Genomic DNA, 17,041 nt, shown 5'->3' on the forward strand with positions numbered 1-17,041 from the left:
GTAAAGGGCCAGCTTCACGCCGGACCCATTTTGGGCCTATATCTTGGGAGCAAGACCTTTCCGGACCCCGGTTTGCAGTCATTCATACGGAGAACATGCCTTGAGTCTCAGCGACCTCGACAAGAGATCCCGCGAAATCTTCCGCTCAATCGTGGAAACCTACCTGGAAACCGGCGAACCGGTCGGATCGCGCAATGTGTCGCGCAACCTGACCATGTCACTGTCGCCGGCTTCGGTGCGCAATGTCATGTCGGACCTGGAACATCTGGGTCTGCTTCATTCGCCCCATACCAGCGCCGGGCGTCTGCCGACCGAAATCGGATTGCGGTTCTTTGTCGATGCGCTCCTGGAAGTCGGGGACCTGACACAGGACGAACGCCAGCAGATCGATGTTCAGGTCCGTGCTTCCCAACAGACGAATTCCACCGAGCAGGTGCTGACCGAGGCAAGCCAGATGCTGTCCGGCCTTTCGATGGGCGCAGGCGTGGTCCTGACCCACAAAACGGACATGCGGCTCAAACACATCGAATTTGTCCGTATCGAACCGCAAAAAGCACTGGTCATTCTGGTCAGTGAGGACGGATCGGTGGAAAATCGCGTGATCGATCTTCCGGCCGACCTGCCGTCTTCAGCTCTCGTGGAAGCAACCAACTATCTGAACGCCCAGCTGCAGGGACGGACCATTGCAAATATTCGCGCTGAACTGGAACGGGTGCGCGATGCCGACCAGGCCGAACTCGACCAGCTGAGTCAAAAGGTGATCAATGCGGGTCTCGCGGTCTGGAGCGGGGAGAACAACAGCGATCCGGGCACGCTTATCGTCCGCGGCCGGTCCAACCTCCTGACCGACCTGGAAGCCGTGGAAGATCTTGAACGCATCAGGTTGCTGTTTGACGATCTGGAGAACAAGAAGGATCTCATTCAGTTGCTCGGCCTGGCCGAACAGGGCGACGGAGTGCGGATCTTCATCGGATCGGAGAACAATCTGTTTTCCCTGTCCGGTTCCTCGCTCGTCGTTTCTCCCTACCGCGACAGCAACCAGCGCATCGTGGGTGTTCTGGGTGTCATCGGTCCGACGCGGCTGAATTACGCGCGAGTCATTCCGATGGTCGATTACACCGCACGCCTCGTCAGCAAGATCCTTGGGTAGGATTTGATGTCATGACAGAAACATCAGCCTGCAAATGTTGCGGATGCTACACGCTCGGTCCGATAGACAGTTTCATCTTTGAACTATGCGACGTCTGCTATTGGGAAAGCGATCCCGTGCAGGCCGCGGATCCCGACTTTGAGGGCGGTGCAAACCGCGTCAGCCTGAAAACCGCCAGGCAAAACTACAAGAGCTTCGGCGCTTCCGAGTTGCAGTTTGTGAAATCCGTTCGTAAACCCACCGCAGATGAACTTCCGGAAAACAACTAATCAACGGACCCGATTCAGATATGCTTTCCCAAGCTGAACTTGAACGTTACGCCCGTCACATCGTCATGCAGGAAATTGGCGGTGCGGGGCAGCAGAAGCTGAAGAACGCTCGCGTTCTTGTCATCGGTGCCGGCGGTCTGGGTGCTCCGGTCCTGCAGTATCTGGCAGCTGCCGGCATCGGCACGCTCGGGATCGTCGATGACGACACCGTGTCCCTGTCCAACCTGCAGCGCCAGGTCATTCACGACACGGACCAATTGAGTGAACCGAAGGTCGCCAGCGCAGCGCAGGCCATTGCCCGCCTCAATCCGAACGTTGCCGTAGAACCGCATCCGACACGTCTTGCGGCACATAACGCACTGGCGCTGATTTCCAAATACGACCTCGTCGTGGACGGCTCGGACAATTTCGACACCCGCTACCTGGCATCGGATGCATGTTTCTTCGCTCAAAAGCCGCTGGTCACGGCAGCCGTGGGTCAGTTCGACGGCTCGATCACCACGTTGCGGCCGTTTGAAGCCGATGAGGACGGCAATCTCAACCCCACCTATCGTTGCCTGTTTCCGAAGAAGCCACGCGACGGATTGCTGCCGACCTGCGCCCAGGCCGGTGTATTGGGCGCGCTTACGGGAATTGTCGGTGCAATGCAGGCGATGGAAGTCATCAAGGAGATAACCGGAACCGGTGAGGGACTTGTCGGCCGTATGATCATGTTCGACGCGCGCAGCTTCCGGATGGAAACGATACGCTACAAGCGCTCACCCAGGAACCCGCTGAACGGTGACGAGCCGAAGAGCTGGACAGAGCTACTGGAAGAGGCGTAACGCCCGACTGCAAAAAGGAACCTCCGATGGCGACCGTGAAACTGATGACAGATGCCGAAGCTGACTCCATTCCGGAGGTCAAGGAGGTTTTCGACGATATCAGGGAGACTCGGGGCTCGGACTTCATAAACAACGTCTGGCGTGCACTTGCCTATGACCCAAAGGGACTGAAACGGACCTGGGAGCACCTCAAATCCGTGATGGCGGTTCCCGGAGCAATCGATCCGAAGGTCCGCGAAATGATCTATATCGCCGTTTCGGCTGCCAATGGCTGCGGCTATTGCGTGCATTCCCACACCGCAGCGGCCAAGGCCAAGGGCATGAGCGAAGAAGAGCACGGCGAACTGATGCAGATCATCGCGCTTGCAGGCATGACCAATCATCTCGTGACCGCGCTGCAGGTACCCGTCGACCCGGAATTCGACGCCAGCACGGCCTGATACTTCTCCGGCATCAAAAAACCCGCGCCGAAACCGGCGCGGGTCTGATGATGTTCCGGAAGGATGAAGAAACTTAGTTCGGCTTCTGATCGCTCGCCTGCTGGGTCGCTGCCTGTTGCGCCATGTTCTGGCGGTACAGCTGAGCAAAGTCGATCGGATCGAGCATCAGCGGCGGGAAACCGCCGTTGCGAGTTGCTTCGGACAGGATGTTGCGTGCGAACGGGAAGATCATGCGCGGGCACTCGATCATGACGAACGGATGCATATGCTCTTTCGGCACACCGGTGATCTTGAACAGACCGGCATAAACCAGCTCAACGTTGAACATGACCAGATCCGGGCGCTCAGCCTTTGCAGTCAGCGTCAGAATTACTTCGAACTGATCTTCACCCATCTGCTGGGCGCCGACATTTACGTTGATGTCCAGCTTCGGCTGCTCACCCTGAGCCAGGGAGCGCGGTGCATTCGGGTTTTCAAAGGACAGATCCTTGATGTACTGGCCAAGGATGTTCATGCCCGGTGCAGCGGTGGCTTCCGCCTGCGGCTGTGCGCCGCCGTCATTCGTATCGGTCATTTTGTTCATTCCGTTTCGCGGGGCTGATCTGAAATGAAGAGCTATGAAATCCCTCCGGTTGGCCGCCGGCCCGCGTGATCCGGACAACCGTGTTAGCGGCTGGCTACCATCTACGACCGGTTGGCACAAGAGCCACGGCCTTGCCAGAGGGATGAATCCGATTCAAAAGAAACTTATGGCGGATCATCCAACTTCCAATATCACTTTGCCACACAGGCGCTTGAAGCTCGACACGCTGGTACGATTGCGCTGGCTGGCCGTTGGCGGCCAGTCTGCGGCCCTGCTGGTCGTCTACGTGGGTCTCGGCTATCCACTTCCGGCCGGCCCCGCATTCGCGATGGTGGCGTTTTCGGCCTGGCTTAACATCTTTTTGAAGATCAGATGGCCTTCAGCGCTGCGTCTGTCCGAGAATGCGGCAACCTTGCAGCTCGCTTACGACATTCTGCAAATGAGTGGACTTTTGTTCCTCACTGGCGGCCTGGGCAACCCGTTTGCGTTTCTGCTGATGGCACCGGTTATGGTCTCGGCCACAGGTCTTTCGGCACGCTACACTATTATTCTCGGCATTCTGGCAACCACATGCGCCAGTGTTCTGGCGGTCTTTCACCTGCCGTTGCCGTGGCCGGTCGGAGCCGAGTTCAAACTTCCGGTCGTTTATTCGGTCGGCATCTGGATCGCGCTGGTCTCGACGCTCGGTTTCATGGCGATCTACGCCTTCAGGGTGGCCGAGGAAGCCCGCCAGCTTGCCGATGCGCTGGCCGCGACAGAACTTGTGCTTGCGCGCGAACAGCATCTGAACGCCCTGGACGGTCTGGCGACGGCCGCCGCCCACGAACTTGGGACTCCCCTTGCGACCATCTATCTGGTTGCCAAGGAGCTGACCGATGAGTTCGAGAGCGGCGATCACCGGGGGGAAGATGTGGCGCTGATCCGCTCGCAGGCGGAACGCTGCCGCGGAATCCTGCAGCAGTTGAAAGGCCTTTCCAGCGAAGAAGACCAGACCTATCAGCGCATGCCCGTCTCCTTGCTGCTGGAAGACGTCATTGACCCGCACCGGGGATTGGGCGTGGCCATACACTCCGCAAGTCAGGGTGAAGGGGCTGAACCCGTCGGCACCCGAAATGCTGCCATCCGCTATGGTCTCGGCAATCTGGTGGAAAATGCCGTCGATTTCGCCAAGTCACGCGTCGATGTATCGGCCAAGTGGGACGACAAGACCCTTTCAATCTCTATCAGGGACGACGGCCCGGGTTTTTCCGTCGACATACTCGGCAGGATTGGTGACCCTTACGTTTCTGTACGCGGCAGCAAGACCCCGCAAAGCGGAACCGGCGGCGGTCTCGGTCTGGGCATTTTCATAGCCAAAACATTGCTGGAACGCACCGGTGCCAAGCTTCACCTGGAAAACCAGGCACCTCCTCAAAGCGGTGCCCATATTCGCATCAGCTGGCCCCGCGAACTGTTTGAGCGCGGTAGCGGAGTGGACGAAACGCCTTTTTCGCCCCATAACGGCAACAACTAACGAAAAATGCAGGTTAAACATTGAATATTCATCCGGCCTGCCCAATAAGAGCTGAGAATAAACGGTAAGACGAGATGACGGACCAGATGACTTCCTTGAACGGAACGGAAGATATGAGCCTCCTTATCGTCGACGACGATAAGCCGTTTCAGCAGCGCCTTGCGCGCGCCATGGAAAAGCGTGGCTTCGATACTGAAACAGCGGACGGCGTGCAGGATGCAGCCGCGAAAGTCGCTCGCAGGGCTCCGGCCTTTGCGATTGTTGATATGCGCCTGGAAGACGGCAACGGGTTGGACGTTATTCAGCAAATCCGCGAAAAACGTCCTGATTGCCGCGCAATTGTCCTGACCGGCTACGGTAACATTGCCACTGCCGTCACGGCTGTGAAACTTGGCGCAATCGACTATCTGGCCAAACCCGCCGACCCGGACGACATCATGGCCGCGCTTGCCCGCAAGCCCGAAGACAAGGCGCAACCGCCGGAAAACCCGATGTCCGCCGACCGGGTTCGCTGGGAGCATATCCAGCGTGTTTACGAGCTTTGCGACCGCAATGTTTCGGAAACGGCGCGCCGTCTCAACATGCATCGCCGAACCCTGCAGCGTATTCTGGCAAAACGCGCGCCGCGATAAGCGGCGACCGTTTTGATCCTATTGCGGGGTTGCCCTTTCAGCGCCACTTTGCCTAAGTAATCCAGTCGGTGGTTCCCTAGCGCTCCCATGGAGATCGTTCATGCGGCTTGTTGCTGCTCACGCTTGTTATACACCCTTGCTGAAATCCGGCCTTCTGACGGCTTGCAGTATCGTTTTCCTGACGTCAGGCCTCAACGCGTTTGCCCAGTCGGCCCCCGAAACGGTGCGCATCAATGTGGAACCGCCGGAACCCGGCATCCGCTCGATTACCGTCAACAAGAAGTACCGGCCGATCATCAGCCGGGACGCCAAGGGTGTCGTCATCGACACGATGGGCAGTGACAGCAAACTGCCGCCATGCGAGGTGATGCTCGAAGTCACGCTGGAAAACAGCCGGGTGCTTCACCGGGATGCTGATATCTGCAGTGGCAACACCCTGGTCGTGGATGTTTCGAGCGACGGAAAGCCCGGCGCTACCGCCCGCGTGGTCGGTACCTCCTCCGGCGTTGCAGCCGGCCCGGTCAGCAACAACACGCCCGGCGTTTCTTCCTCCGGATCATCGACTAGCGCGCCTACGCAACAGCCAACGGCACCGAGCGCCTCGGGAAACCAGAGTGAAACATCAGTTGCCGAAGTGGATCCGACCTCAGAGACGGGCGGCTTGAAACCTCTTGAGCAGGTGGATACGGCGATTTCCACACCTGGCACGGATACAAATGGTTCTCCCGCGGTCTCCGGCGATCTGGAAACAATCGTGCGCGAAAGCATTTCAGGAAGCGGACCCGCCAATTCGCAACCTGTTCTTGTTTCGCCGGCTGAAGGACGGCAATGGCTTGCGGAACCCGGCAGCCAGCCGGGCTCGCAGTCGTTCCTGCAGCATGCGATCCCGCAAACGGACAATCGCGACTTCCGTGCCGAATGCGGCACGCAATCGGGCTTTGCCAAGATCACTTTCCAGCAGACTCCTGCCGGCCTCCTGGAAGGTATGCCTCAAGCCGTTCGCATCACGGCCGGCGACTTTAGTGCAAGCTACAACGCCTTCGGCTCTTCAACCGCAAACGAGGCCGGTGTCTCGCTTCCGGAAGTCAATATCGAAATGACCGATCCGCTTTGGGAAGCGATGATCCGGCAGTCTGAACTGTCGATTTCGGTCGAGGGCATGCCCGCTTACGGCGTTTCCCTGAGTGGCAGCGCCAATCCGGTGCGATTGTTTGTGGCGACCTGTTCGCTTCCGCAACAGATCGTCGCGGACGGGGCTCCGGGCCAGGAGCCCGGTTCCGATCTTTCCTGTAGCGAACTTGGCCGGGTTCGTTCGGTCGAGGCAGTTCGCCCCGGCCAGATCGTGTTCCGGAATTCCAGCCGTCAACCGGTCGAAGTTCACTGGGTGGACTATCGCGGCGGAGAACGTCCCTACGCCCGTCTTGAACCGGGCCAGATCCTCGAACAGCAGACCTACGTTTCCCACGCCTGGACGGTTCGTGGGGCAAGTGGAGAATGCCGCGGTATCTACGTGACCCGCACGCCTTACAGGGAAGTGGTGATCAACGGTCCCGCCAATTTCGGCAATAATGGCGGCTTCGGAAACAATCCGGCCGGAGGCTTCGGCAATAACGGAGCAGGCGGTTTCGGTGGACAGCAGGGCGGCTTCCAGGGTGGACAACCCAACAATGGATTTCCTGCAGGACCCATCCCTCCGGGAAGCGTTGGCGGTGCTAACCAACAGGTATTCCAGCAGCAGCAGACCGCACGCACGAATGTCGCCGACTATCTGTGCACGGCCGGTATCGATCTGAATGTCGTCTTTTCGCCGGATGGCCAGTCGGCAACGGTTGCCGAGATGGGGTATGGAGCGGTGACGTTGCAGCGCCAGGGCAGTGCCAATACTTTCTATTACGAAGCACAGGGTCATGTTCTGAAAGGACAACTTCACAATGCAACCTGGTCCCGCCCAGGTCTTCGTGATGTATTTTGTGCCCGCAGGTAAAGCAAACTCAGGTTGTTTTCGTAGTCGGTTTCCCTTAGGTAGAATTCGCAATAGCCTAATACTCTTTGGTATAACTAATCGATTAAATCGGCGGATATGCTGAAAGTTTAAGCTTTTGGTCAGGTGTTTCATTGACGTTCCTCTCAACGAATTTTGAGAGGAATCATTTCGTTATGTCATTCGCACGCTGGCCAATTACCTGGAAAATCAGTCTTCCTATTGCAACTATTCTTCTTTTCACTGTCGCGATCTGTGTCGTCAGCCTGAATAGTCTTTATTCTGCAATGTTCAACGAACGCCTTGGAAAGATTGAGGAAATTTCGAATAGTGCGGTTTCCATCGCCGCCTATTATCAGGGTCTCGAGCAAGCAGGCGAATTGACCCGGGACGAGGCCCAGGCCGCTGCGAAGGCGGCCATCGGAGCCGTCAGGTTCGAAGGCAACAATTACGTCTTCGTCTATGACTATGACGGCACCAATCTGGTGCATCCGAAGAGTTCGATCGTCGGCACCAACATGATCGGCTTCAAGGACAAGTCCGGGGTTCCGATCGTTGAAGAGCTGATCAAGCAAGCCAAGACCGGTGGCGGATCGCTGCTTTACTTCTGGCCGCGCGCAAACAGCGAAGTCGCGATCGAAAAATACGGCTGGGGCGCTGGATTTGCCCCCTGGAACTGGATGATCGGGACGGGCGTCTATGTCGATGACCTCGACTCGGCCTACTGGAGTGCAGCGGCAACAATCCTTGCCCTGGCGGCGGTGGGCGCCCTGATCGCGATCACGATTGCGGTGGTCGCGGTTCGCAACACCGTGCGTCCGCTTCGTGCCCTGACAGCCAATATGTGCACACTGGCGGACGGCAATACGGACATTGCCATTGAAGGTACGGACCGGGGTGACGAGATCGGCCAGATGGCCGCGGCAATGGAGATCTTCGTCCAGAACGAAGCCGCCCGCCGTGACCTGGAAGATCAGCAGAACGCTGTCCAGGAAGACCAGGCCCGCAAGGGTTCTGAAATCCAGCAATTGAGCAGCGACTTCGACCGCCAGATTTCCGAGATGATGAACATCATCGACAGTTCGGTGCAAAATCTTCAGGTCGCTTCGGCCGACATGACAGGTGTTGCCGCGCAAACGACCGAACAGAGCGGCCTGGTGTCCAACGCGTCCTCACAGGCCTCGCACAACGTTGAAACCGTTGCAGCGGCCGCCGAAGAGCTGTCGGCATCCGTCAACGAAATCCGCAGACAGGTTCAATCCTCCAGCGAGATCGCCGCCCGCGCGGCCGGGGAAGCGCAATCCACCAATCAGCGCATGAACGGCCTGTCGGATTCCGCAAGCCGCATCGGTGAGGTCGTGACGCTCATCCAGGCGATTGCCGAGCAGACCAACCTCCTTGCGCTGAACGCAACAATCGAGGCTGCACGAGCCGGTGAAGCCGGCAAGGGCTTTGCGGTCGTCGCGGCAGAAGTGAAGGAACTGGCAACGCAGACGTCCAAGGCGACCGAAGAGATTTCCAGCCAGATCTCGGCGATCCAGGAAGAGACAGGCCATGCGGCAACCGCGATTTCCTCGGTGACCGAGATCATCAACAACATGAATGAAATCGCCTCCTCCATCGCCTCTTCGGTTGAGGAGCAGGGTGTTGCCACGCAGGAGATTGCAAGCAACGCCACCGAAGCCTCCCGCAGCACCGTGGAGGTAACCACCAACATCGAAACCGTTGCCTCGGCTGCGGAAAACACACGCGACACCGCCGAGAAGGTCGACAGTTCCGCGCAGCAGTTGAAGGAAAACGCAACCATGTTGCGTGATCAGGTTGCTTCGTTCCTGCAGGAAGTCCGAAATCGTTCTGCGGCTTAAACTGCCTGCGTACCAAAAACGAAGACCCGCAATCCGAGAAGATTGCGGGCTTTTTCGTGAAGATCAGAGCTTGCGCAGCGCTACCTTCGAAATCCGGTGGCTTGCATTCTTGGACAGGATCAGATCCGCCCGCGGCCGGGTCGGCAGAATGTTTTCGCGCAGGTTCACCAGGTTGATCTCGTTCCAGATGCGGGTCGCGGTTTCGACCGCTTCCTGATCGGTGATCCGCGAGTATTTGTGAAAGTAGGAGCCCGGATCACGGAACGCCGTTTCCCTCAGACGCATGAAACGTTCCACGTACCATTTGCTCAACAGGTCTTCATCGGCGTCGATGTAGACCGAGAAGTCGAAGAAATCCGAAACGAACGGCACGGCGCGTCCGTCCTTCGGCAGTTCCCGCGTCTGCAGGACGTTGAGACCCTCGACGATCAGAATGTCCGGCTTGTCGACCGTAACCGTGTGGCCGGGCATGACGTCGTAGTAGAAGTGCGAATAAACGGGTGCGCGGACATTCCGTCGTCCGGCCTTGATGTCTGACAGGAATTTCAGCAGACGAGGCCTGTCGAAGCTTTCCGGGAAGCCCTTCTTGGACATCAGACCTTCTGCTTCCAGGATCGCATTCGGGTAGAGAAAGCCATCCGTGGTGATCAGATCGACGCGTGGGCTGGCCGGCCAGCGGGCCAGGAGCTCGCGCAGAACACGCGACGTCGTTGATTTTCCGACAGAAACAGAACCGGCCACACCGATGATGAACGGTGTCTTGCCATCCCGGTGACCAAGAAAGTTCTGGGTTGCCTGGTGAATGCTGATGGTCGCTTCGGCATAGAATGCCAGGAGGCGTGAAAGCGGCAGGTAAATGGTCTCCACCTGCTCTATGGAGACCGGAGCGTTCAGACCCTGAAGTTGCGACACTTCATGCTCGCTCAGGGTCATTGGCGTGTCAGCACGTAATTTGGCCCACTGGCGCTCGGAGAACACCCGGTAAGGGGACAAATCCATGTCCAGGGCCGTGGCGACTTTCTGATCCATCTTTCTCGCAGTTCCTGCTGCGGTGGCTAAGGCGAGCCTGCTGTCATTCCTCAGGTCGGGATGCTTTTTCTTCCAGTCCGGTTTGTCCCGTACGGCCCGCGAGTTCGCTCATAACGTCCCCGAGCGGAACATTAGACACGTTCAGAACAACCAGCAAATGATAAAGCACATCGGCGGCTTCAGCCGTCAATTCCTCCCGATCTTCCCTGACAGCGGCAATAGCCGCCTCGACCGCTTCTTCCCCCAGTTTCTGGGCGCATTTCGCAACGCCCTTGCTCACGAGCTTGCGCGTATAGGACTTCTCATCCTCGCTCTTCGCACGTGCAGCAATAATGGCGTCCAGATCGTCCAGTGTGAACTTCGTCATTGGTCTTATATCCCAGGTCTCGAATGCAGCGTCGTTCAGGCGTCCAGTCGCATCGGAACGCCCGCATCATTCATGTGCTGCTTCGTTTCCTGAATTGTGTATTCGCCAAAATGGAAAATGGAGGCCGCCAGGACTGCGGTCGCATGACCGTCCCGCACGCCTTCGACCATGTGATCCAGGGTTCCGACGCCGCCAGAGGCAATCACGGGCACCGGCACGGCGTCGGCGATCGCACGGGTGAGCGCGATGTTGTATCCGGATTTGGTGCCATCCCTGTCCATGGAGGTCACCAGCAATTCGCCAGCTCCGAGCTCGACAACCTTTTTGGCAAACTCAACGGCGTCGATGCCTGTGGCATTGCGGCCGCCATGGGTGAAGATCTCGAACCTGTCCGGTTCGCCCGACTCGTTCACCTGTTTGGCATCGATGGAGACGACGATGCATTGCGCGCCGAATTTTTCCGCCGCTTCACGCACGAAATCCGGGTTTTTGACCGCTGCGGTGTTGATCGACACCTTGTCGGCGCCCGCAATCAGAAGCTTGCGGATGTCCTCGACCGTGCGCACACCACCTCCAACGGTGACCGGCATAAAGCAGGCTTCGGCCGTGCGCCGGACAACATCATAGATCGTGTCGCGGCCTTCATGGCTTGCAGTGATATCAAGAAAGCAGAGTTCGTCGGCACCGGCTGCGTCATAGGCCTTCGCGGCTTCTACCGGGTCGCCGGCATCGACCAGATCCACGAAGTTCACGCCCTTGACGACGCGGCCGTCCTTGACGTCAAGACAAGGAATGACACGGGCTTTCAAAGTCACGATGCTTTACTCCGCGCTTCCAGGATCAGATCCATGGCCTCTTTCGGGTCAAGCCGTCCGTCATAAAGAGCCCGTCCTGATATCGCTCCTTCCAGGATCGAGCAATCGGGCTCCACAAGACGATGAATGTCATCAATGGAAGCAAGGCCTCCGGACGCTATTACCGGTATGGAGACGGAACGGGCAAGTTCCAGGGTAGAAGGAATGTTGAGCCCCTTCAGGACGCCATCCCGATCGATATCGGTGTAGATGATCGCCGAAACGCCGGCATCTTCGAACTGTTTGGCAAGATCGACCGCCGTCAGTTCAGAAGTTTCCGCCCAGCCTTCCACGGCGACGTAGCCGCCCTTGGCATCAATGCCGACGGCGACCTTGCCCGGAAACTTGCGGCATGCCTCCTTCACCAGCTCGGGGTCTCTGACAGCCACAGTGCCGAGAATAACCCGCGTGATGCCCTTGTCGAGCCAGGTTTCAATATGCTCCAGCGTCCTGATTCCGCCACCGAGCTGGACCGGGTTCTTCGTCGCCGACAGAATTGCATCGACGGCAGCTCCGTTGACGCTTTCACCGGCAAAGGCACCGTTCAGATCGACAACATGCAACCATTCGAACCCCTGGTCTTCGAAGGCCTTGGCCTGGGCACCCGGGTTGTCGTTGAACACCGTCGCCTGGTCCATGTCACCAAGCTTCAGGCGTACACACTGGCCGTCTTTCAAGTCGATGGCGGGAAAGAGGATCATGCTTCTTACATTCCTTCAACGATGACGATTTCGCCATCGGCTATTTGCTGGCGGATTTTGACCGCAACCTGATATTCGGGTGAGTTATAACAATCGACCGCATGTTGAAAGCTCGGAAATTCGATGACGACATTGCGGGCCCGTCCCGGACCTTCGATGGTGTCGGTTTTGCCGCCACGCGCCAGGAATTTTGCGCCAAAACGTTCAAATGCCGGTTTTGCCGCCTCGACATATTTCGGGTAGTCGTCCGGATTGTTCACATCCACCCTGGCGATCCAATAGCCTTTGCTCATCTGATATCTCCCAAATCCAGTTATGGCGTCCAGTCCAGAAAATTGGCGATGAGCTCAAGGCCCAGCCGTTGGCTCTTTTCCGGGTGGAATTGCGTGCCGATCATGTTGTCCTGCGCAACCATTGCAGTGAACGTACCGGCATAGTCGAATGTTGCCAGACGGCTCGCATCGTTCGCACAGGCGAAGTGATAGGAATGCACGAAATACGCATGCAGTCCGTCAGGCCCGGTTTCAATGCCCTTGAAAACCGGATGGCTTTCGGCACGCACATCGATGGTGTTCCAGCCCATATGCGGGATTTTCAGGGATGGATCGGACGGCTTCATCTCCGAGACGTCGCCGTTGATCCAGTTCAGGCCTTCGACGGTTTCGAATTCTAGGCCGCGGCTGGCCATCAGCTGCATGCCAACGCAGATACCGAAAAACGGCTTGCCCTGCCCGCGCACGGCTTCCTGCAGGGCTTCCGGCATGCCTTCAACGGCCCACAGGCCACGCTTGCAGTCCGCAAATGCGCCAACGCCCGGCAGGACGATGCGGTCGGCCTTCAGAACCCGCTCCGGGTCGGCCGTTACGATAACGTCCGGCACGTGGGCATGAGCGCGGGCCGCGCGCTCGAATGCCTTCTCCGCCGAGCGTAGATTGCCCGAACCGTAGTCGATAATTGCAATTGTCATTGACGGGTCTCCGGACCAAGCGTCAGGCCCACGACCTGTTCGCTGCCGACCCTTGGGACGATCGGTGAGCGGTGAGGGCGCTGTTGCTGGTCAATTTGTTTTTCAACCGGCGCAACGGGCACGGCTGTCTTGTACAGGAAACGGAATTCGGCTTCGTCCCGGCTGGAGCCTTCCGCGATCCCGATAATACGCCAGCCCTTGCGCTCCAGCGACCAGCGGCGGAGGGCCTGCGCTTCAAATCCGAACAGAAGCGACAGCAAAAGCGCAACGATGCCCATGGCCTCCGGCCCCACCGAAAGCGCCAGTGTTTCGATCACCAGGGTCACGGCCAGATAGCCGAGCAGTACCAGCCACATCCGGTGCACCAGCAGCCAAATGATTGAGAACAGGAATGCCAGGAACGAGAACCTGTCCGGAACAAAAGCAAGCCGGTCGGTCTGGCGAGGGTCTCCGTCCAGATCCTTAAATTCCGGCGGTGCCATCACAACATAGGTGCTCATGCGCTCTTCCGTTGGTTAGAGCTCTAGCCGCCGAGCTGACCTTTGGTGGTCGGAACCCGGTCGGCTTGCCGCGGATCGATCTCAATCGCCTTGCGCAAGGTGCGGGCGACGGCCTTGAAACAGGTTTCGGCTATATGATGACAATTTGAACCGTAAAGATTGGCGATATGAAGGGTGATCCCGGCATTCATGGTGAATGCGCGGAAAAACTCCTCAAACAGTTCCGTGTCGAACTCACCAACCTTGTCGCGATCGAACGTCACGTCCCAGACGAGGAACGGCCGTCCGGATACGTCCAGCGCACAGCGGGTCAACGCCTCGTCCATGGCCAGATGCGTGTCGGCGTAGCGGGTGATGCCGGACATGTCTCCCAACGCCGACGAAATGGCCTGGCCGAGCGCAATGCCGGTGTCTTCCACCGTGTGATGAAAATCGATATGCGTGTCACCGTCGGCGCGAACCTTGATGTCGATCAGCGAATGTCGCGACAACTGCTCCAGCATATGATCGAAAAATCCGACACCGGTCTGGACGTCATAGGCGCCAGTTCCGTCCAGATTGATCTCGACTGAAATGCGGGTTTCCTTGGTATCGCGCGATACACTCGCAGTACGCATGAGTGACGGTCTCCTTAAAGGCCGGATGTCCCGGCAAGCGGCGATGTTGTAGCAGCCTGAACCGACTAATGAAATAGCGACGTATAGGCTCATGTGATCCAAGTTGACGCCGGAGCCGGATCGATCAGGTAATTGGCGTCATCTGCAAGTCCTTTGACGCGCCTTGCCAGCGCGGTTTTCGGCAAAACGCGCACATTAGTGCCGACCCAGACGCAAAGCTCTGGAAACCGGTACTTTTCAGGAGATGACCATGTCCGGAACCATTCTTATCACAGGCGCCTCCACGGGCATCGGACGCACCACCGCGGAACTTTTTCTGAACAATGGCTGGAATGTTGTCGCGACCATGCGTTCACCCGAAAATGCGGGAGATCTGGCAGATCATGCCAACGTACTGGTCACGCGTCTGGATGTGACCGACGAAACCTCGATAGCGAGCGCCGTCGACCGGGCACAGTCGCGCTTCGGCAGTATTGATGTTCTCCTGAACAATGCCGGCTACGGCGCCTATGGTCCGCTGGAAGCCACGCCGATGGAAAAGATCCGCCGCCAGTTCGATACCAACGTCATTGGCCTCCTGGCAGTCACCAAGGCAATGTTGCCGATCTTTCGCGCGCAGACATCGGGCACGGTCATCAACGTATCCTCCATTGGCGGTCAGATGACCTTTCCGCTCGGCACGCTTTACCACGGAACCAAGTTTGCGGTCGAAGGATTGTCGGAAGCCCTTCATTTCGAGTTGGAAGCCATTGGCGTGAAGATGAAAATCATCGAACCCGGCATGATCCGCACGGATTTCGGCGGAAGATCGTTTGACTTCAGCAACGACGAAACCATGTCTGAATATCAGGATACAATCCAAAAGCTGTTTGCCGTCTTCGGTGATGCGGCCAATGGCGGCTCCGATCCGTCCGTCGTCGCCGACGTCATCTGGCAGGCGGTCACAGATGGTACAAACCAGTTGCGCTACCGGGCCGGTGCGGATGCGGAAGAATTTCTCGACAATCGCAAGAACCTGGATGACGCCACCTTTATCGCCGGTCTGAAGGCGCAGCTTGGTCTCTAAATGGTACGCAGATAGAGGTTAACTCCATGTTTGAAAAAGCAGTTTCCGAAGGTGGTCTTGCGGTGGTAACGGGGGCTGCGAGTGGAGTCGGGCTTGTTTCCGCGATCCGTTTCGCCGAAGCCGGGTTCGGTGTCGTCCTCGCCGACCTGGCAGGTGAGCCGCTGAACGCAGCCACAGAAAAGGTGCGCAAGGTTGCAAGCCCAAATGTGGATGTGTTGGCGGTACCGACCGATGTCACCGACATGGCCCAGGTGGAAGCCCTTGCCGACAAGGCGTTTGCCACCGGGCCTGTTGCTGTCCTGATGAACAATGCAGGCATCGGCCTGAGTTCCAAGTGCTGGGACAGTTTCGACAACTGGACCCGGATGATGGATGTCAATTTCTTCGGCATTCTGCGAGGTGTTCAGGCATTTGCCCCGCGCATGATCGAAGCAAGCCGTCCCGCGGTCATCATCAATACCGGTTCCAAACAGGGAATTACGACGCCTCCCGGAAATCCGGGCTACAACGCGTCGAAAGCAGCGGTAAGGGTGCTGAGCGAGCAACTTGCACATGAACTCAGGGAAGCCGGTGCGCCGATATCAGTTCATCTCTTTGTTCCCGGTTTCACCTATACCGGCATGATCTCTGCGCACATTCCTGAAAAACCGGCTTCCGCCTGGACCAGCGAACAGACGGTCGATCACTTCATCGCCCGGATGACGGCAGGCGATTTCTACATTCTGTGCCCGGACAACGATGTCGACAGCACACGCGATCGGCGCCGGGCGGAGTGGGCAATGGGCGATATCATTGAAAACCGGCCTCCGCTTTCCCGCTGGCACAAGGACTACAAGGAGGCCTTTGCGGAGTTCGAAAGGACCGGAAAGGTGTAGTTCTGGCGATTCAGCCATCATAATGTTATGGACGGATCGCCTTCCCAAACGCCATCCAGGAGATCCGTCCATGCCGACCAGCCCGTTCGCCCCGAAAACCGCCCTAGACCGCCTGATGGTCGCCATTGATGTCCCGACAATCGGTGAAGCCGAAGCATTGGTGAGCAAAACCGAAGGCAAGGTCGGCGTCTACAAGATCGGCATGGAACTGCAATTTGCCGGTGGACTGGAATTTGCGCGCGAGCTTGCTGCCGACGGCAAGAAGATCTTCCTGGACGTGAAACTGCACGACATTGACAACACCATCACCAAGGCGGTGCGCAATGTTGCCAAGATGGGCATGACTTTCATGACCCTGCATGGATATCCCAAGACCATGCGTGCGGCCGTGAAAGGCCTGGCGGAAGAAGGCAACCCGAACCTCTGCCTCCTTGGCGTGACGGTTCTGACGTCTATGGATGAAGACGATCTGATTGCTGCCGGCTACCGTGGACCGTTGTCCGATGTGGTGGAAACCAGGGCAAAGGATGCGAGGGCTGCCGGGATGGGCGGCATTGTCTGCGCGGCGACGGAATCCGAGAAGATGCGCACCATCTTGGGTGATGAACTTGTCATCGTGACCCCGGGTATCCGCCCCGCCGGCAGTGCTGCCGGAGACCAGCGACGGGTGATGACACCAGAAGACGCGATCCGCGCCGGCAGCGACTATCTGGTCGTCGGACGCCCGGTCAACCAGGCTGCAGACCCCGCTGCCGCAGCTGATGCCGTAGTCGCGGAAATCGAAGCCGCGCTTTCGCGTTAGTCAAAA

At 57.9% G+C, this 17,041-nt stretch carries 20 protein-coding genes; 11 read left to right on the forward strand and 9 right to left on the reverse strand.

The genetic code is table 11. The features are described from left to right. Nucleotides 1–43: 43 nt before the first annotated feature. Genes hrcA through ABLQ08_RS28985 form a run of 4 tightly spaced genes read left to right on the forward strand, consistent with a single transcriptional unit; the run spans nucleotide 44 to nucleotide 2,683 of the window. Nucleotides 44–1,150, forward strand: coding sequence for a heat-inducible transcriptional repressor HrcA (gene hrcA / locus ABLQ08_RS28970; RefSeq protein ID WP_352949821.1), 1,107 nt, complete (start codon nucleotides 44–46; stop codon nucleotides 1,148–1,150). 11 nt (nucleotides 1,151–1,161) lie between these two features. Beyond that, entirely contained in the window at nucleotides 1,162–1,419 is a 258-nt protein-coding gene (locus ABLQ08_RS28975; protein WP_352949823.1) for a CPCC family cysteine-rich protein, read from the forward strand. A 20-nt stretch (nucleotides 1,420–1,439) separates the two neighbouring features. Further along, nucleotides 1,440–2,243 (forward strand): HesA/MoeB/ThiF family protein, encoded by an 804-nt coding sequence (locus tag ABLQ08_RS28980; protein WP_352949825.1) that lies wholly within the window; start codon nucleotides 1,440–1,442, stop codon nucleotides 2,241–2,243. Between the two features lie 26 nt (nucleotides 2,244–2,269). After that, nucleotides 2,270–2,683, forward strand: a complete 414-nt coding sequence (locus tag ABLQ08_RS28985; RefSeq protein WP_352949827.1) for a carboxymuconolactone decarboxylase family protein — start codon at nucleotides 2,270–2,272, stop codon at nucleotides 2,681–2,683. 73 nt (nucleotides 2,684–2,756) lie between these two features. On the opposite strand, the gene secB is transcribed toward ABLQ08_RS28985, so the two are convergent. Beyond that, complete coding sequence (secB, locus tag ABLQ08_RS28990; RefSeq protein WP_352949829.1) at nucleotides 2,757–3,257, reverse strand: protein-export chaperone SecB; 501 nt, start codon at nucleotides 3,255–3,257, stop codon at nucleotides 2,757–2,759. A gap of 175 nt (nucleotides 3,258–3,432) precedes the next feature. On the opposite strand from secB, the gene ABLQ08_RS28995 reads away from it, so the two are divergent. The 4 genes from ABLQ08_RS28995 (at nucleotide 3,433) to ABLQ08_RS29010 (ending at nucleotide 9,257) form a co-directional block, all read left to right on the forward strand. Further along, complete coding sequence (locus ABLQ08_RS28995; RefSeq protein ID WP_352949831.1) at nucleotides 3,433–4,779, forward strand: ActS/PrrB/RegB family redox-sensitive histidine kinase; 1,347 nt, start codon at nucleotides 3,433–3,435, stop codon at nucleotides 4,777–4,779. Between the two features lie 86 nt (nucleotides 4,780–4,865). Beyond that, a complete protein-coding gene (locus tag ABLQ08_RS29000; RefSeq protein ID WP_417714965.1) occupies nucleotides 4,866–5,411 on the forward strand; it encodes an ActR/PrrA/RegA family redox response regulator transcription factor in 546 nt (181 codons plus the stop codon). 100 nt (nucleotides 5,412–5,511) lie between these two features. Continuing rightward, nucleotides 5,512–7,395 (forward strand): hypothetical protein, encoded by a 1,884-nt coding sequence (locus tag ABLQ08_RS29005; protein WP_352949836.1) that lies wholly within the window; start codon nucleotides 5,512–5,514, stop codon nucleotides 7,393–7,395. 173 nt (nucleotides 7,396–7,568) lie between these two features. After that, nucleotides 7,569–9,257 carry a methyl-accepting chemotaxis protein gene (locus ABLQ08_RS29010; protein ID WP_352949838.1) on the forward strand — a complete coding sequence of 563 codons (1,689 nt, stop codon included), beginning with the start codon at nucleotides 7,569–7,571 and terminating at the stop codon, nucleotides 9,255–9,257. 63 nt (nucleotides 9,258–9,320) lie between these two features. Here the strand turns inward: ABLQ08_RS29010 and coaA are convergent, their stop codons facing one another. Genes coaA through hisB form a run of 8 tightly spaced genes read right to left on the reverse strand, consistent with a single transcriptional unit; the run spans nucleotide 9,321 to nucleotide 14,292 of the window. Beyond that, nucleotides 9,321–10,286: a type I pantothenate kinase gene (gene coaA / locus ABLQ08_RS29015; RefSeq protein WP_352949840.1), complete on the reverse strand. Its 966-nt coding sequence runs from the start codon at nucleotides 10,284–10,286 to the stop codon at nucleotides 9,321–9,323. A 43-nt stretch (nucleotides 10,287–10,329) separates the two neighbouring features. Then, complete coding sequence (locus ABLQ08_RS29020) at nucleotides 10,330–10,653, reverse strand: phosphoribosyl-ATP diphosphatase (RefSeq protein WP_352949842.1); 324 nt, start codon at nucleotides 10,651–10,653, stop codon at nucleotides 10,330–10,332. Between the two features lie 35 nt (nucleotides 10,654–10,688). Beyond that, entirely contained in the window at nucleotides 10,689–11,468 is a 780-nt protein-coding gene (gene hisF / locus ABLQ08_RS29025) for an imidazole glycerol phosphate synthase subunit HisF (protein ID WP_352949844.1), read from the reverse strand. Further along, a complete protein-coding gene (gene hisA / locus ABLQ08_RS29030; RefSeq protein ID WP_352949845.1) occupies nucleotides 11,465–12,208 on the reverse strand; it encodes a 1-(5-phosphoribosyl)-5-[(5-phosphoribosylamino)methylideneamino]imidazole-4-carboxamide isomerase in 744 nt (247 codons plus the stop codon). The genes hisF and hisA overlap by 4 nt, the downstream gene beginning before the upstream one ends. A 5-nt stretch (nucleotides 12,209–12,213) precedes the next feature. Beyond that, a complete protein-coding gene (locus ABLQ08_RS29035) occupies nucleotides 12,214–12,501 on the reverse strand; it encodes a DUF1330 domain-containing protein (protein WP_352949847.1) in 288 nt (95 codons plus the stop codon). 20 nt (nucleotides 12,502–12,521) lie between these two features. Continuing rightward, a complete protein-coding gene (hisH, locus tag ABLQ08_RS29040) occupies nucleotides 12,522–13,175 on the reverse strand; it encodes an imidazole glycerol phosphate synthase subunit HisH (protein WP_352949849.1) in 654 nt (217 codons plus the stop codon). After that, complete coding sequence (locus ABLQ08_RS29045; RefSeq protein ID WP_352949851.1) at nucleotides 13,172–13,675, reverse strand: DUF2628 domain-containing protein; 504 nt, start codon at nucleotides 13,673–13,675, stop codon at nucleotides 13,172–13,174. Before ABLQ08_RS29045 ends, hisH begins: the two co-directional genes overlap by 4 nt. A 23-nt stretch (nucleotides 13,676–13,698) precedes the next feature. Next, nucleotides 13,699–14,292, reverse strand: a complete 594-nt coding sequence (hisB, locus tag ABLQ08_RS29050; RefSeq protein ID WP_352949853.1) for an imidazoleglycerol-phosphate dehydratase HisB — start codon at nucleotides 14,290–14,292, stop codon at nucleotides 13,699–13,701. Nucleotides 14,293–14,542: 250 nt separating this feature from the next. Between hisB and ABLQ08_RS29055 the strand changes: the two genes are divergently transcribed. From ABLQ08_RS29055 to pyrF, 3 genes are all read left to right on the forward strand, one after another. Further along, a complete protein-coding gene (locus tag ABLQ08_RS29055) occupies nucleotides 14,543–15,358 on the forward strand; it encodes an SDR family oxidoreductase (protein WP_352949855.1) in 816 nt (271 codons plus the stop codon). 26 nt (nucleotides 15,359–15,384) lie between these two features. After that, nucleotides 15,385–16,233 carry an SDR family NAD(P)-dependent oxidoreductase gene (locus tag ABLQ08_RS29060; RefSeq protein WP_352949857.1) on the forward strand — a complete coding sequence of 283 codons (849 nt, stop codon included), beginning with the start codon at nucleotides 15,385–15,387 and terminating at the stop codon, nucleotides 16,231–16,233. A 70-nt stretch (nucleotides 16,234–16,303) separates the two neighbouring features. Next, a complete protein-coding gene (gene pyrF / locus ABLQ08_RS29065) occupies nucleotides 16,304–17,035 on the forward strand; it encodes an orotidine-5'-phosphate decarboxylase (RefSeq protein ID WP_352949859.1) in 732 nt (243 codons plus the stop codon). Nucleotides 17,036–17,041: the final 6 nt, after the last annotated feature.

Source organism: Roseibium sp. SCP14 (assembly GCF_040329475.1).
Taxonomy (GTDB): domain Bacteria; phylum Pseudomonadota; class Alphaproteobacteria; order Rhizobiales; family Stappiaceae; genus Roseibium.